Below are 16447 nucleotides of genomic sequence, written 5' to 3'. Positions count from 1 at the left end.
GGAATAGTAAAATGTCAAAGGATTTCAGGATTTAGAAATGTCCTAATCTTTGCTTCGACTGCTATATTTTTTATCATAGGGATTATTCCTAAGACTAAGAAAATATGTTAACTTAACCATAGATTATGGTATAGAAATTGATTATTGTATAGAAATAATTAATCCTTTTCCCCTACTCCCTACTCCCTTATTGTATAGATTATTGTACAGAAATAATTAATTCTTTTCCCCTATTCCCTACTCCCTACTCCCTACTCCCTGATTGTAATGAAAAATATTTTATTTGTTCTCTACGAAGATTTCCACTCTAATAGTGCGCTTCATGTGCATCATTTTGCTAATAATTTAGTTAAATTTGGTTTTAATTGTGTAGTAGCTGTACCTAGAAATAAACAAACTGTTTCTCAGGTAGGAGAAGATTTAAAAAATTTATATCAAGTGACAGAATATGGAGAGTTTTATCGCTTAAATGAATGCTTTAAAAATCAGCAAGGACCCGATGTTGTTCATGTGTGGACTCCTCGAGAAATTACTAGAAATTACTGTCATAAACTCCGGAAAGCTTATGACTTTAAGTTAGTCATTCATTTGGAAGATAATGAGGAATATGTTCTAGAAAAATACTTAAATAAACCTTTTCAAGAAATTGCTACTGCTAATGGTTCCCTAGAAATTCCCGATAATGTTTCTCATCCTCAAAAATATAAAGAATTTCTAGCAAGTGCCGATGGAGTGACAGTTATTATTGAAAAGTTAAAAGAATTTGTGCCCAATAATGTGCCGAGTTTAATTTTATGGCCTGGAGTAGAAACTGAGCATTTTTATCCAAGAAATTCTAATCCAGAAATAGCAAAAAAATTTGGCGTTCCTGACAATAGTTTAGTTTTTTCTTACACTGGAAATGTTCATGCTGCTAATACTTATGAAGTAAGAAGTTTGTATTTAGCAGTGGCAATGTTAAACCGAAAAGGTCAACCTGCAGTGTTAATTAGAACGGGTAGAGATTTCTGTAATTTTTTGGGAGATGATGATAGTTGGGCGCGACAATATGTGATTGAATTAGGATATGTAGATCGGAGTTTAATGCCAGAAATTTTATCTTTAGCAAATGTGTTAATTCAACCAGGTAAACCCGATCAATTTAATGATTATCGTTTCCCCTGTAAATTGCCAGAATTTTTAGCAATGGGTAAACCTGTAGTTTTGCCAGCTACTAATATTGGTTTAGTCATGGAAAATCATAAAGATGCTTTGGTTTTACCTGTGGTTGATGCGGTTAATATTGTTGATTCTGTGAGCCAGTTATTGAAGGTTGAGTCTTTATATCAAAAGTTAAGTGAGGGTGCAATTAATTTTGCCAAAACTCACCTTAACTGGCAGAAAAATACAAAATTACTTCAATCATTTTATGGAGAAATTGGATAATTCAGTGTCATTAAACCCGTTGTTGCAAAAAAATTAGCTGTAATTAGTCTAAGTATTTATTGATACTTATAAACCGATAAGTGGGGTTATAAACAGATTTCCTATTTTCACAGAAGAAGTAGGAGTTGATTGGTTTGCTTTTCCTGGAGAGGGAAGTCATAGAAAACCTCAAATTTTAATCCACAATTTTCTCTATATTTCAAATTCATTCTCTGATTCAACTCAGTAGCCAGGCGTAATTAAATATCACTATGTCCGCAGCGACTGGAACGGAGTGGGAGGAAGCAATATCAAGGGTTTAGACTACATTAACATTTTGTTACATAGTGAACTTTATTCGCGCTTATCTACTTTATTCCAAATGGATGATAAATTTAATATTATTATTATTATTAATAATTAACTACCGTAATATTATGTACTGCTAACTCAGCTTTCTTGATAGAAAGATATATGGTACAGATTGTAATTGCTTCATAAATATAGTTAAATCTAGGAGGTAAGGTGAGGAGCAAAGGCTGAAAAATTAATTAAATTATTATTCCATTTCTGTTGGTTTGAGTAATAGTTGTACTCCATTTAATATCTGCTCTACTCTCTCCGGTGAAAGAGTACCTATTTTATCTGTCAGTTTGGCTTTTTCGACTGTGAAAATTTGGGATATATTCACAACTCTTTGATCTGGTAAATTAGCCTCACCTGGTGACAAGACAATATTACCAGGAACCGCAGCAAGTTTCATATTAGAACCTAAACTACAAACAACAACGGTATTAATCAGACTAAAATTAAAAACATTGTTTTGGATGACAACATGAGGGTGCCTATAGTTAGCTTCAGAACCGGATGGTTCACCTAATTCTATCCAGAATATATCGCCCTGATTAATTAACACTCGTCCTCTATTATACTCCTATGATGTCCACTAATGCTACTGATTGATGTTGATGTTTCAGCATCTGAAATATCTCCATAAGCAGCATTGATTTTTTCTAGCAATATTCGATTTTGATGCCGACGGATAAACTCTTCTAGAGCAATGGCAATTAAACGACTTCTAGAAATTTTCATTTCTGCCGCTATTGCCTCAGCTTGTTCAAATAGATACTCTTGAAGTGATATTGCAGTTTTGACAGTGGCCATATAATTATACTTTGACTTTCCTGTTAGTATAATCACTGGTTATATTACTGTCAATACATCTTGAGAAAGGTCTCACTATCTTGATTTATTTGAGATATTTCAATTCCCCTTTACTAAGATTCAAAAATTATCCTATACACTAGATTTAATTTGGGATTAATTTGTTTCACATAATTCCATAGGAAATCTTAAATCCTATTAAAATCTAAAATCTAAAAAATTTAGGGAATAGGGAATAGGGAATAGGGAGTAGGGAACAAGGGGAAATTTGTTTCTGCAGCATTTGGGAGCAAAAAATATTCTCGCTTCAACATCTATAAATAATTTTTAATTTTTATTATGACTCATTAACTGGAGAGTACAAAATTCTTCTAAAAAACGATTTGCTTTCAAGACTGAAAGTCTTACCAGAGAAACCTTACAGCACCTACAATGCTTAATAGAGAGTTTCTAACTTTGAGAAGCCTGAAAGTCTTACCTAGCAATAGTTATTCCAATAACTTTGCACTGTCTAGTAACTCATAAAAGTTGATAATAATACCAACCTTAGACTCATCATTAAAATAAATATTTGGGCTTACGTCCAGCAAATTATCGTAATAATAATTTGAAATACTAATTTGATCTAGTTTAGCTACAGTCCAGCTCTGATAACCAAACCAATACAATACCCTAGAAACAATGTAGCAAATTCATAATCCTAGCATTATTTTTTAAATTTGGTATAAAATACCCTAGTTTAATAAAGGTGTCAAAAATCCTATAAACATAAGACCCATAAATCTGTATTACCAAGTAACCAAACTATGGAAACTATCCTAACTTTCCTTTACGAAACTGCCCAGTATGCAAACACCCTTGTAAAAACTCAACTAATGCACCTAAGTTGGGCAAGTTTAGTCATTATATTTGTCGCTGGTTTACTAACCAGTCTCACTCCCTGTATGCTTTCTATGCTACCAATAACTATCGGTTACATAGGCGGATATGAGGCTAAGAGTCGTATTCAAGCTGCTGCTCAATCTACTTGGTTTTCCCTAGGATTAGCCACCACTCTCGCTGGGTTAGGAATTATAGCATCATTGCTGGGAAAAGTCTATGGTCAAGTAGGTATAGGATTACCAATTATTGTTAGTATAATTGCGATTTTAATGGGTCTTAATTTACTAGAAGCATTGCCATTACCAATGCCATCTTTTGACAGTATGGGATGGATATCTCAAGATTTACCTACAGGAGTACGTTCATATTTATTAGGTTTAACATTTGGTTTAATAGCATCTCCCTGTAGCACTCCTGTATTAGCAACATTATTAGCTTGGGTTTCGACTACTGGAGATTTAATTTTAGGTGGAATTTTATTGTTATCTTACGCTATGGGTTATGTAACACCTTTGATATTAGCGGGAACTTTTACAGCTAATATTAAAAAATTTTTGGAAATCAGAAAATGGTCTAGTTGGATTACACCTGCTAGTGGAATTTTATTAGTTGGCTTTGGTGTATTTTCACTTTTATTTAGAATTGTACCAGTATAGCGCTACGCCCAAGGCAAAAGTCAAAAGCGAGTGCATAATTCTGAGGTCTCCTCAGAATGTAAGATGCACTCAAGACAGCCAAAAGTCAAAATTTTCTAAACTAAGTAGGTAATTATCAATAAATATAACAAATTTAGGGCTTATTTTTAGGAATAAATGGCTGATTTATTAATTATTTTACTACCAGCCTCTAGAATTTTTTTAATGTTTAATTATACCTATAGTAATCCTGAATAGGTTTTAATATTTTATCCTAGGGGTTTGCTCTCCAAACCCAAGCAAAAAAGTGATTTTGAAACCAAACACCTACAGTTTTTTTCAGAAATCATATAGGATTAGTCTTTATACTTACTAACAAAAAAATTGTTGAAAATAATAGGAATTAAATCAATGGATGCTCAAGATTCAGAATTAAATGGAAAGCTAAATCCTGTCAAAATATTTAAACGAGAAATATTACCATTATTAGCTGATTTAAGGTTAGCGATCGCTCTGCTTTTAATCATAGCTATCTCTAGTATTTCGGGCACAGTCATAGAACAAGGTGAGTCTATAGCTTTTTATCAAGAAAACTATCCAGAAAAACCAGCATTATTTGGTTTTTTAACCTGGAAAGTAATTTTATTATTAGAATTAGATCATGTTTACCGGACTTGGTGGTTTTTATCAATATTAATATTATTCGGAGCCAGTTTAACCGCCTGCACATTTACCAGACAATTACCAGCTCTAAAATCTGCGAAGCGCTGGAAATTCTACGATAAAAAACAACAATTTGAAAACTTAGCATTAAGTGCAGAAATAGAAACAGCTTCTCTAGATTCCTTAGAAAAAATATTACAGCAAAAAGGTTATCAGACATCTAAAGAATCAGATAAACTCTATGGAAGAAAAGGAATTATTGGTAAAGTCGGTCCGATAATAGTTCACGCCAGTATGCTAATAATTTTAGCAGGTTCAATAATTGGTTCAATTACCGGATTTGTCGGTCAAGAAATAGTGCCGAGTGGGGAAACTTTTCAAGTTAAAAATATTGTCGATGCCGGAATTTTTGCTGAATCACAAATTCCCAAAAATTGGTCAGTACGAGTCAACCGTTTCTGGATAGATTATACTCCAGAAGGAACAATTGACCAGTTTTATTCAGATCTATCAGTATTAGATAAAAGTGGGGAAGAAGTAGATAGAAAAACCATATTTGTTAATCAACCCATGCGATATCATGGAGTGACAATGTATCAAGCAGATTGGGGGATTTCTGCTGTTAAAGTTAGAATTAATAAAAGCCCTGTTTTTCAGTTACCAATGGGAAAATTAAATACAGCAGCAGGGGGTAGAATTTGGGGAACTTGGGTTCCGACAAAACCAGATTTAAGTGAAGGTTTATCTTTACTCGCCAAAGATTTACAAGGAACTGTATTAATTTATGATACTACTGGTAAATTAGTTGCTAGTGTGCGAGAAGGAATGTCTACAGAAGTTAATGGTGTTACCTTATTTGTTGACAAAATTTTAGGTAGTACAGGTTTACAAATAAAAGCAGATCCAGGAATTCCAATTGTTTATTTAGGTTTTGGTTTATTAATGTTGAGCGTGTTAATGAGTTATGTTTCTCACTCCCAAATTTGGGCTTGGCAAAAGAATGAACGACTTTATATTGGTGGTAAAACTAATCGGGCTAGTGTGGCGTTTGAACGAGAAATGTTAGAGATTTTAGACACATTAGATATTCAATCAGGAGATGATGGGAATGTATCCTCTGAAGACCAACTTTTTCCAGATTTTCGTCGAGGTTGACTTAATCAAAGGATAACGACTTGAAATTCTCCCTACTGAACTAACAAAGCTAATTTTGTGCATTAGGGCAGGTTCTGTGAATTGAATCTTAATTTATTAATTTGAACACCAAACTGCCCTCTATTATTACTGAATAATTAATTATTAATTATTAATTATTAAATAATTCTGCTTTAAAGCCTCCCCTTGGATAGGGGAAAAAAAGAAATGATATTTCCTGATATTCAATTCCCGAACGGTTTTAATCAGAGGTAATTATCAATTATCCATTATCAATTATCAATTAATGAAAACTTCCTAAACAAAACGGGATAATTGCTTTTGGAAATATAACTTATACAATTCACAGCTTGGTCTGACTAAATCTTTAGAAATAGTTATCAACCCCATACTATCCAACTCATAAGCTATAATAGGATCTATATCCGCTCCTTCTTGATTAGTAATAACTTTTTTAAAAGCTTCTTTCAATTTTTCTTCCTCCTCAAGCATTGTTAATAATTTGCGTAAATGGTTATTATAAATTCCTGCTTCTGTTGGTGCTTCTTCTAATAGTTGTTTAAAACGAACTTCTCCTCGATACAGATAATACAAAGCAAGTCGCACCAGGTAAGGATGCCCCCCCACTATTGCCATTAATTGCCGACAATGAGTTTCTTGTATCCAAGATAATCGATGACGTTGTGCTAAATCTTGAATTTGTTCTAAATTAAAAGGTGATAGTCTTAGTGGTAATCCGATATTAAAAGGAGATTGATTGATTTTCAGTGGAATATAAACTTCTGTAGAATAAACAACAATCATGCGAAATTTTTGCCAAATCTCTTCCTGTTTTGCTTTCTCGTACCAGAACCTTAACAAGGGCAAAAAATCCTCGGCAATTTCAGGATAATTAAACAGTCTATTTACTTCATTTAGTGCTAATACCACTGGAGTTTCAACTTGCTCTAGTAAGTAATCTTGAAAATAAGTCGTACAGCTAATTTTACTACCAAATATTTCATTCCAATATTTATCAAACATAGGTTCTAGTGACAACTGTTTAGTAACATTGGCACAAAACCAACGCAGAAATTTATCTATAGAATAAAAAGTAGCTTTTTCTGCTTGTCTGAAGTCTATAGTGACTACATTATAACCCAAATATTTAGAACGATCTAGAATACGAAGCATGAGCGAACTTTTACCCATCTTTTGTGGTGCTCTAATCCTAATAAAGCTTCCAGGTTGAGTAATTTCTGAGTAAGCTAGTTCCTCTATGGGAGGCCGTTCTATGTATAAATAAGAGTCTAAAGGAACAACACTGCTGGGAAATTCTATATACATATTTACTTTTTTATTTTGACAGTATTTATCCAGTAATTTTTGCTGTGACTCTGTTAGATTTACGGGTTCTAAATATTGGCGCAAATTTGTTTTGGAAATTGGTTCTTGCCAATAGTTACTTAGTAATGACCATAGTTCACTAGCAACTTTTCTCAGATGTTCTGCACCATAATATGCTTCATTAGCCATCATTATATATGTTTTTCCTTCCCAGGAAGAACGCAAGATAAATTCTTGAAGGTGAGTTAAAGGAGAAGGTAAATTAGCATTAAGTATTTGTATAACTTCGTCTACATTCATTTTGATATTTATAATTGTTGAATATGGATAAATTGAGAAAATAATTCATAATTATAAAATATCATGTTTTTTCTATAAAATTACTTACGTTATTACCTGAAATACATAAGCTAATAAACCTAATTAATATCAGATATCCTTTATTTAAAGAATATAAATCTATGAAAAAACTTATTTGTTAGATATCTTTGGGTAACTCCTGTTATATATTTTTGCAAAAGTTTTGTCTATTTTGTATTCTCTTATTAAGTATTTGTATCTAGAGACCACTATTTGTCAAAGTTATTGTAGCTAAATTAGATAAATTTGTATTTTTTTCATGTTGATGGTGTATAATAGTCAAAATATTGACATTGAAAATTAACCTTGCTGCAACAATTACAATTTATCCCCTGATAGCCGTATATTACTACTCGTTACCGTTCCTTGAATTTTAGTCAAAGGTCAAAAATTAAAAGTCAAAAGTAATATAATTGTGATTTAGATATTAATTACAGCATTGCTAATTTTAGGTATAAAACTCATATTTTTCAGATATTTAAGAGTTCCTAATTAACGACAAATTATGTCTACAAACCATCGTTGGTAAGCAAAAAACTCTTTCTACCTTCTGACTCCTAACTCCTGACTCCTAACTCCTAACCCCTAACTGCTGAAAATAATACCTCCACCAATCCCCAAAAAAATTTTTCTGAAAACCTTTTCGGAACATTTTATAGAACCTTGCTATACAATTTCTCATACTTATGTCTATTACTTGTGACTGTACAATTAAAGAAGATATTAAGACATAACAAAACTAAATAATCATGCAGCAAACATTAAGTCAACTATTTTTACTTAATTTTATTTCCCAGGGAAATAACCATCTATGGCCACCTCAACCAATATGGTTATATTTATTATCAAATTTATTCATAGCGATCGCCTATTTTTCAATTCCGGCAATTCTAATTTACTTTGTGCAAAAACGTAAATCTGTAATACTTTCAGGAGTATTTGGTTTATTATGTACTGTGATGATCTTGTCTGCTATAGGTCATTTAATGGTAATTTTGAGTATATGGTATCCAAATCCTTTTAATTGGTTAGTAGGGATTCAGAAATCTATCACTGCCCTAATTGGTTGCTACACAGCTTTGCGACTCGTAAAGCTATTACCTAAATTTTTATCTCTGAAAACTCTCTCAGAACAAGAAGCAATTAACCAACAATTAGAAACAGAAGTAGCTCAACGCAAACAAACAGAAGTAGCACTTGAGCAAGCTAATCAAAACTTAGAAATAGAAGTACAATGCCAGACTACTGAGTTATCAACAACTTTGAATAACTTACAACATGAAATAGAAAAGCACCAACAAACCATATCGTCATTACAAGCAAGCGCTAAACGGGAAAAAATCATTTCTATAGTTATTCAAAAAATACGTCAGAGTCTAGATATTTCTAAAATATTTCAAACCACAACTCAAGGATTACGACAAACAATTTATTGTGATCGGGTAGTTATTTATCAATTTAATCCTGACTGGAGTGGGCAAATAGTAGCAGAGTCAGTCGAAAGTGGCTGGAAAATTTTAGTAAAGGAACAAGAAAATGATCCTAGTCTCAAACAAAACGCTATGGAAAATGAAAACTGTTATAAAGATTTATCTAATCCCAACGCGATAGAAGATACCTACCTACAAAAAGAAGAAGGTGGTATTTATAGTCAGGGCGCAAAGTATCGAGTAGTTGAAAATATTTATCAAGCTGGATTTACTGATTGTTATATTAAACTATTAGAGAGTTTTCAAGCTAAAGCATATATCAATGTTCCGATTATTTCTAACAATAAACTATGGGGATTACTCGCTTGTTATCAAAATTCTGCTCCTCGTCAGTGGGAAAACCCAGAAATTAATATTGCTATTCAAATTGGCACTCAGTTAGGAGTAGCTTTACAGCAAGCAGAATTATTAGCCGAAACTCAACAAAAGTCATTAATATTAGAAAAAGCCTTAGTAGCAGCAGATGCAGCTAACCTAGCTAAAAGTAATTTTATTGCTTCAATGAATCATGAATTGCGTACTCCTTTAAATGCAATTATTGGTTTTACTCAACTAATGAGTCTCGACTCATCTATAACTACCAAAAACCAAGAATTTATTGAGATTATTAATCAAGCAGGCGAGCATTTACTCCAATTAATTAATAGCATTTTAGAAATTGCGAAAATAGAGGCTGGTAAAACTACATTAAAGATCGCCAGTTTTGACCTATTTGCTTTGGTAAAGAGTATTGAACAAATGTTTAGCTTAAAAGCATCTGAAAAAAATTTATACCTACAATGTCAATGGGATATTAATGTCCCCCAATCTATCCAAACTGATGAGGAAAAATTGCGCCAAGTTTTAATTAATTTGTTGGGGAATGCTATCAAATTTACTAATAAAGGAGGAATCACATTAAGCATTAGCAAAATACAGGAGAAAAACAATTTACAATTTGAAGTGAATGATACAGGTTATGGTATTGCTCCAGAAGAAATAGATAAATTATTTCAACCTTTTGAGCAAACAGAAACAGGTCGTCAATCTAAACAGGGAAGTGGATTAGGTTTAGCTATTAGCCATAAATTTGTACAACTTATGGGAGGGAATATTTCTGTTAGCAGTACAGTAGGTTTAGGCACAAAATTTACATTTGATATTGAGATAGAAGAAACAGAATTACCTAAAACTAAAACTGCTAATTTTGATAAAATTATAGCTTTAGCACCCCATCAACCAGAATATCGGATTTTAATTGTAGAAACACTAGAAGTTGACAGGATTTTATTACTTGAAATTTTAAGCCAAATAGGTTTTGTTGTGCAGGAAGTTACTGAGATTAATCAGATAACTGATATTTGGAAAAATTGGCAACCCCAACTAATTTTGATAGATTTAGAGATCTTAGCTAAATCAGGAAAGGAAGCAATCGAATCTATTAAAAGAAATAGTAATACTCAACCACCTGTAATTTTAGCTCTAACAACTCAAAGTTTTCAAGAGCGGTCTACTAAAATTTTATATACAGGTTGCGATGACTTAATAATGAAGCCATTTTCCCAGAGAATTTTGTTGGAAAAAATCGCTGAATATTTAGGAATACAATACATTTATAAAAATGAATAACCAGAAAAAAAATTGCAGATTGATAAACCACAAAATTCATTACAAAAAAATTATTTAACACCAGAAATGTTGTTAGAAATGCCCATGACATGGGTGATAGATTTGCATCGAGCAGCTATTTTAGAAGATACAGATTTAATTATTACCTTAGCGGAAGAGATTCCGGAATCTCATTCTGATTTATCCGAAATATTAATAGATTATATCAATCAATTTCAATTTGAAAATATTAGTAACTTAACTGAAAAAATTCTTCAGCAAGAAGACAATCAAATTTAATTATGAGTAACTCTAAGTATAAGACTACTGGAAATATTCTGATTGTTGATGATATTCCAGAAAACCTCAAGCTTTTATCCCAAATATTAAAAAATGCAGGACACAGAGTTAGGGCTCTAAATAATGGAAAAATGGCATTAATAGCTATTAATTCTCAAGCCCCTGATTTGATTTTATTAGACATTAATATGCCAGAAATGGATGGCTATAAGGTTTGTGAACAACTTAAAGCTAACCCAAAAACTCAGAATATACCAGTAATTTTTTTGAGCGCTCTCGATGAAGTTTTTAATAAAGTAAAAGCTTTTTCTGTAGGGGGATTAGACTATATTATTAAGCCATTTAATCTGGAAGAGGTTTTAATCAGAATCCAGAATCAACTTCAAATTAATTATAGTAGAAGGCTAATTCTCAAGCAAAATTTAATTCTGGAGGAAAAAAACAAACGACTATTAACTTCAGAAACTTTATTGAAAAAAAAATCTGAAAATCTAGAACAAGCTTTGCAGGAATTAAAACAAGCTCAAGTTCAAATGATTCAAAACGCAAAAATGGTTGGCTTGGGACAATTAGCCGCAGGTGTTGCCCATGAAGTTAATAATTCCATCAATTTTATTAATAATAATCTTGACTATACAAATAGTTATGTCGAAGAATTGCTAGATTTAGTTAAACTTTATCAGCAGGAATACCCATCACCCAATCAAAAAATTCAGAATAATGCAGAAGATATCGACCTAGATTTTTTGAGTAATGATTTACCTAATGTTATATCTTCTATGAAAAAAGGAGTAGAAAGGATTCAAAAAATAGTTGATTCTCTTAGCAATTTTTCTAGAATTAATCAGGCAGAATATAAGTTTGTTGATATTCATCAAGGAATTGAAAGCACTTTAGCTTTGTTAAAATCTAGACTAGAAGAAACAAATAATTTATTACCAATTCACGTCATCAAAGAATATGCTCAAATTCCGAAAATTGAATGTTATCCTAATCAACTGAACCAAGTTTTTTTAAATTTATTGAATAATGCAATTGATTTTTTAGAGGCAAAAAGACAAAAACAAGTTGAACAGCAAATAAATTCCGAACAGCAATTGCCGAGAATTGTGGTTACTACAGAACTGAAAAATTCAGACTTAGTTATGATTACAATTGCCGATAATGGAGTAGGAATAGATGAATCTATAAGAGAACGAATATTTGAACCATTTTTTACTACCAAAATAATTGGTAAAGGTACTGGATTGGGATTATCAATTAGTTATCAAATAATAGTAGAGCAGCATCACGGAAAACTAACTTGTGATTCTAAGGTTGATGAAGGTTCTACATTTATGATTGAGATTCCTATCAATTTACTATCAAAATAATTTGATAGTAATTTTATTTTATATCATTATAATGAGTGATATCAAAGTTCTTGTTTGTAGTTGTGCTTTAGCCCATAAAATATTTATATTAGGGCTAAAGCCCAACTACGAGCTTTAATTCAAACTAAACTTGAACACCTGTTTCTGTTTCTACTTCTGATAAAACCACAACTTCTACATCTGATTCTTTATTTTGTGTCGCAGCAGTATGAGGACTTTGAAGACTTTGATAAGCCTCTGGATGTTGACAAGCAGCCATAGTTTTAACGTGTTCATTTTCATCATCTCTAATATTCACAAACACATCAAATAAATTGTCAACTTGAGGACGATGAGACTGAGGAATTCTAGTAGTTTGAAACTCATCAAACATATAAAGATCGCCATCACGATAATACTTAATAGCAACTTCTGGCGCTGCTGTTTCTTTTAATTCCGCTTCATTTTCGGTTAAAAAACTATCATAAGTATGAAAGGCGTGCTTTTCTACTTCTTCCATAAAAAAGTAAGCTTGACTAGGAGCAACTGCGTATAAAAATGCAATAATCCAGTAGTAAATTAAACCCACTGTTTGAGCGAGAATACGATCGCCCCAATAATTATAGCAATAGCCAAGGAGGTTAGGACACTGCTTGCAGAACTGACTTAATCATGACAGAACACTTCCTCTATTCTATGTCCTAATCGCCCTGACTGTTGCTATACCTCCTCCTAATGCTTCCATAATTAGTAGGTGGTTCATTTGATTCCAACTTTCGGCAAAGTGAACTTTTAACCAATCAGCTTTCCGCCACAAACCAAGAGTTTCGTAAAAATGTAAAACGGAAGTATAAGCAAAGTAGGGTACTCTAGCAATTGTTTCTAATACATAAAAACAGTGATAAAAAAGTTTTTGTTTGTATCAGGGCTTTAGCCCGATAAATACCTATCTTAGGGCTAAAGCCCTACTACGAGCTTTAATTATCATTTTTCAACCGGACATGATATAAGACTTTTTCAGCAAGCCCTATTTAAACTAAGTTGACTACAAAATATTTTTGAGAAAAGATTCAATTTTAGCTGCTCGAATCTTATTTTTTACTTCCATTAAACGATTAAACGGTATAATGGAGTGAAGGAGTAGAATATTGCGCAGCTAGCATAATCATTGTATTTTTTGCAAGGCATCTATCTTTGCTTTAATGTCTTCATCTTGGAGATTTTTGTAGTGTCTCTGAAGTAAAGTAATATCTTCTGGTTCCCAATTCACCTTTTTAACCAATTTATTAATCTGTGCTTTCAATTCAGGGCGCAGGTATTCTAGATTTTCAGTGTCTGGCCAAGCATCAGCAAAAATCTCTAAAACTTTTTTGCCCTCTTCCCTACTAACAGATCGTTTCTTGCCAAAATTATCTATTTGATCGGGATATCGTTTTGGTGAACCCAACCATTGAATTAAAGTAATGGTATTAGATTCGCCTCCACTTGTAAAGTAAGCAAGAAAACGAAGTCCTGCTTCTTGCTCTCTGTTTCTATGAGTTACATTCAAAATTTGTAAAATCTGCTGAGTATTAAATTTTCCCATTTGGCCTAGTGCCTTTACTGTTGCTTCACGAACCTCCGAATCTTTATCCATCAACAACTGCAACAATTGGGGAATCAATTCTTTAGCCTCCGACCCTAGATTCCCCACTGCCGATACTGCAGCAGAACGGACCAACCTATCTTCATCGCCAAACAACTGCTGCAACTGAGGACTGAATTCTTTAGCCTCTGACCCCAGATTCCCCACTACCGATGCTGCAGTAGAACGGACCAACCTATCTTCATCACCGAACAACTGCTGCAACTGAGGACTGAATTCTTTAGCCTCCGACCCCAGATTACCCACCGCCCTTGCTGTGGCAGCACGGACACGCCCATCTTTATCTTTGAACAACTGCTGCAACTGAGGACTGAATTCTTTAGCCTCCGACTCCAGATTACCAACCGCCCATGCTGCGGCAGCACGAACACGCCCATCTTTATCTTTAAACAACTGCTGCAACTGGGGAATAAATTCTATAGCACTCTCCGAACTCATCTCACGCACTGCCCATGCTGCTGCTTCACGAACACGCGCATCTTGATCGCTGAACAACTGCTGCAACTGAGGAATAAATTCTTGGGCCTCCCATCCCATGTCACTTACTGTCTTTACTACAGCAAAAGAGACACGCCTGTTTTTATCCCTTGACAACTTCAGTAGTTGAGGAATCAATTCTACAGCCTCCCAACCCATGTCACCAACTGCTGTTACTGCTACATAACGAACCTCCGAATGTTGATCGCTGAACAACTGCTGCAACTGGGGAATCAATTCTACAGCCTCCGACTCCATCTCATCGACTATTATTACTGCTGCGTAACGGACATCCGAATTTTTATCCCCCAACAACTGCTGCAACTCGGGAATAAATTGTCTAGCCTCTGAACCCAAATTACCCACTGCTGTTGCTGCTACTCTGAGGACATCCGAATTTTTATCCTTCAACAACTGCTGCAACTCGGGAATAAATTGTTTGGCCTCTGACCTCATCTCTCCCACTGCTGTTACTGCTGCAGCACGGACACGCCAATTTTTATCCTTCAACAACTGCTGCAACTCGGGAATCAATTCTTTAGCCTCCGACTCCAGATTACCCACTGTTGTTGCTGCTGCCATAACGACACGCCAATTTTGATCCCTAAACAACTGTAACAACTGGGGAATAAATTGTTTAGCCTCCAACCCCAGATTACCCACTGTTGTTGCTGCTGCACGACGGATATCCGAATCTTCATCCCTCAACAATTTGCCAATTTGTTCTACTCTGTCTGACGGAATCTCAATAGGAGACTTAAGGTCATACTCAGACATTTTCTTCACAGCCTCACCCCAAACATCAGGGTCAGAATCATCCAATGCTGCCAACATTCCCTGGAGTTGCCAGTCTTCCAGGGGTGACTTCTGAGAAGCTTGAACATGACCAAAATTTACTGCTAATAACGCCACCAATAACAGCAGTAAAAAACGCCATTTACGAATAAAGAAGTTAGAGAGTTTCATTATCTTAAAATTAAGAGATAGAAAGCAGCAACTTGCTAAATTAAGTTATCATAATTAAATTAACCCTAAACATAAAATTAAGAAAAAATTTAGGTCAATGGAAATTGCTTCTTTCAACTTCTTTTCAGTCGCAACGGCATAACTATACTTTCAGGAAAAAACTCCCGCCAATTTGACAATAAAGTAGACAATTGTCATTATGAATTGTAGTCTTTGGAAGGTATATCTGTTAGGTTTCCTGGATCAACCTAAACTACAAGTGTAAAAAATAACAACAAAACGTGAAAGCAGACAGCATTTTCTATAAACTATTTTTCACATTTCCAGCTAGTTTTTTTGAATTAATTGGTATTTCAGAACCGGAAACTAATAATTATGAATTTACCTCCCGTGAAGTCAAACAATTAGCATTTCGTCTGGATGGATTATTTCTACCTAAAGATAATAATTCGCCTCAACTATTCTACTTACTAGAATTATAATTTTAACCAAAAGATGAATTATATTACCGTATTTTTGCTCAACTTTTTCTATATTTAAGAAAATATCAACCTACCCATTCTTGGCGAGTAGTAGTAGCGTGTCTAGCTTAAAAATGTGGGTAAAGAGCGAGTCAATGAAGACCTCTCTCCCGACCCCTCTCCTACAAGGAGAGGGAAGAAATATTCTCCCCCTTCCCTGGTAGGGAAGGGGGTTGGGGGGTTAGGTTTTTTACCCATAATTTTAGCCTAGACCTCCTAGTAGTTATCTATCCAAAATGAATAAAACTACTATGCTCTATACGCAATAGTCACGAAATTCTCCAACCATCTCTCCTGGGTGCTTCACAAAATAAATAAAACTACTATTGTTCTATACGCAATAGTCACGAAATTCTCCAACCATCTCTCCTGGGTGCTTCATGGAATGAAAAAACTACTATTGCTCTATACGCAATAGTCACGAAAATCTCCAACCATCTCTCCTGGGTGCTTCATGGAATGAATAAAACTACTATTGCTCTATACGCAATAGTCACGAAAATCTCCAACCATCTCTCCT

10 protein-coding genes and 2 pseudogenes are annotated in these 16447 nt (G+C 33.8%); 7 read left to right on the top strand and 5 right to left on the bottom strand.

Annotated elements, in window-relative coordinates; translation table 11 throughout:
- The first annotated feature begins 267 nt into the window (after positions 1-267).
- A complete protein-coding gene (locus ACP6PL_RS22995) occupies positions 268-1425 on the top strand; it encodes a glycosyltransferase (protein WP_426547615.1) in 1158 nt (385 codons plus the stop codon).
- 538 nt (positions 1426-1963) lie between these two features.
- On the opposite strand, the gene ACP6PL_RS22990 is transcribed toward ACP6PL_RS22995, so the two are convergent.
- Together ACP6PL_RS22990 and ACP6PL_RS22985 are read right to left on the bottom strand one after the other, a co-directional pair.
- Positions 1964-2320, bottom strand: a complete 357-nt coding sequence (locus ACP6PL_RS22990; RefSeq protein ID WP_426547614.1) for a type II toxin-antitoxin system PemK/MazF family toxin — start codon at positions 2318-2320, stop codon at positions 1964-1966.
- A complete protein-coding gene (locus ACP6PL_RS22985) occupies positions 2314-2568 on the bottom strand; it encodes a hypothetical protein (protein ID WP_426547613.1) in 255 nt (84 codons plus the stop codon). Before ACP6PL_RS22985 ends, ACP6PL_RS22990 begins: the two co-directional genes overlap by 7 nt.
- Before the next feature lie 806 nt (positions 2569-3374).
- On the opposite strand from ACP6PL_RS22985, the gene ACP6PL_RS22980 reads away from it, so the two are divergent.
- Together ACP6PL_RS22980 and ACP6PL_RS22975 are read left to right on the top strand one after the other, a co-directional pair.
- Positions 3375-4106 carry a cytochrome c biogenesis protein CcdA gene (locus ACP6PL_RS22980; RefSeq protein ID WP_426547612.1) on the top strand — a complete coding sequence of 244 codons (732 nt, stop codon included), beginning with the start codon at positions 3375-3377 and terminating at the stop codon, positions 4104-4106.
- A gap of 390 nt (positions 4107-4496) precedes the next feature.
- The gene (locus ACP6PL_RS22975) at positions 4497-5903 is read left to right on the top strand and encodes a cytochrome c biogenesis protein (protein ID WP_426547611.1); all 1407 of its coding nucleotides are present in this window, start codon (positions 4497-4499) and stop codon (positions 5901-5903) included.
- Positions 5904-6200: 297 nt separating this feature from the next.
- Here the strand turns inward: ACP6PL_RS22975 and ACP6PL_RS22970 are convergent, their stop codons facing one another.
- A complete protein-coding gene (locus ACP6PL_RS22970; protein WP_426547610.1) occupies positions 6201-7529 on the bottom strand; it encodes an AAA-like domain-containing protein in 1329 nt (442 codons plus the stop codon).
- 809 nt (positions 7530-8338) lie between these two features.
- Here ACP6PL_RS22970 and ACP6PL_RS22965 point away from each other — a divergent pair.
- The 3 genes from ACP6PL_RS22965 to ACP6PL_RS22955 are packed head-to-tail and all read left to right on the top strand — an operon-like array spanning position 8339 to position 12339.
- Entirely contained in the window at positions 8339-10687 is a 2349-nt protein-coding gene (locus tag ACP6PL_RS22965) for an ATP-binding protein (protein ID WP_426547609.1), read from the top strand.
- Positions 10688-10699: 12 nt separating this feature from the next.
- The gene (locus tag ACP6PL_RS22960; protein WP_426547608.1) at positions 10700-10966 is read left to right on the top strand and encodes a hypothetical protein; all 267 of its coding nucleotides are present in this window, start codon (positions 10700-10702) and stop codon (positions 10964-10966) included.
- Between the two features lie 2 nt (positions 10967-10968).
- Positions 10969-12339 (top strand): hybrid sensor histidine kinase/response regulator, encoded by a 1371-nt coding sequence (locus tag ACP6PL_RS22955; protein ID WP_426547607.1) that lies wholly within the window; start codon positions 10969-10971, stop codon positions 12337-12339.
- A 124-nt stretch (positions 12340-12463) separates the two neighbouring features.
- Here the strand turns inward: ACP6PL_RS22955 and ACP6PL_RS22950 are convergent.
- Positions 12464-13219: pseudogene (locus tag ACP6PL_RS22950) on the bottom strand (alternative oxidase); the annotation flags it as partial.
- Positions 13220-13483: 264 nt separating this feature from the next.
- Positions 13484-15406 carry a sister chromatid cohesion protein PDS5 gene (locus ACP6PL_RS22945; RefSeq protein WP_426547606.1) on the bottom strand — a complete coding sequence of 641 codons (1923 nt, stop codon included), beginning with the start codon at positions 15404-15406 and terminating at the stop codon, positions 13484-13486.
- Between the two features lie 281 nt (positions 15407-15687).
- Between ACP6PL_RS22945 and ACP6PL_RS22940 the strand changes: the two are divergent.
- Positions 15688-15984, top strand: a pseudogene (locus tag ACP6PL_RS22940) (DUF2887 domain-containing protein); the annotation flags it as partial.
- Positions 15985-16447: the final 463 nt, after the last annotated feature.

The organism is Dapis purpurea BLCC-M126, from assembly GCF_050015975.1.
GTDB lineage: Bacteria > Cyanobacteriota > Cyanobacteriia > Cyanobacteriales > Microcoleaceae > Trichodesmium.
This window is presented reverse-complemented; position numbering and strand designations above follow the sequence as displayed.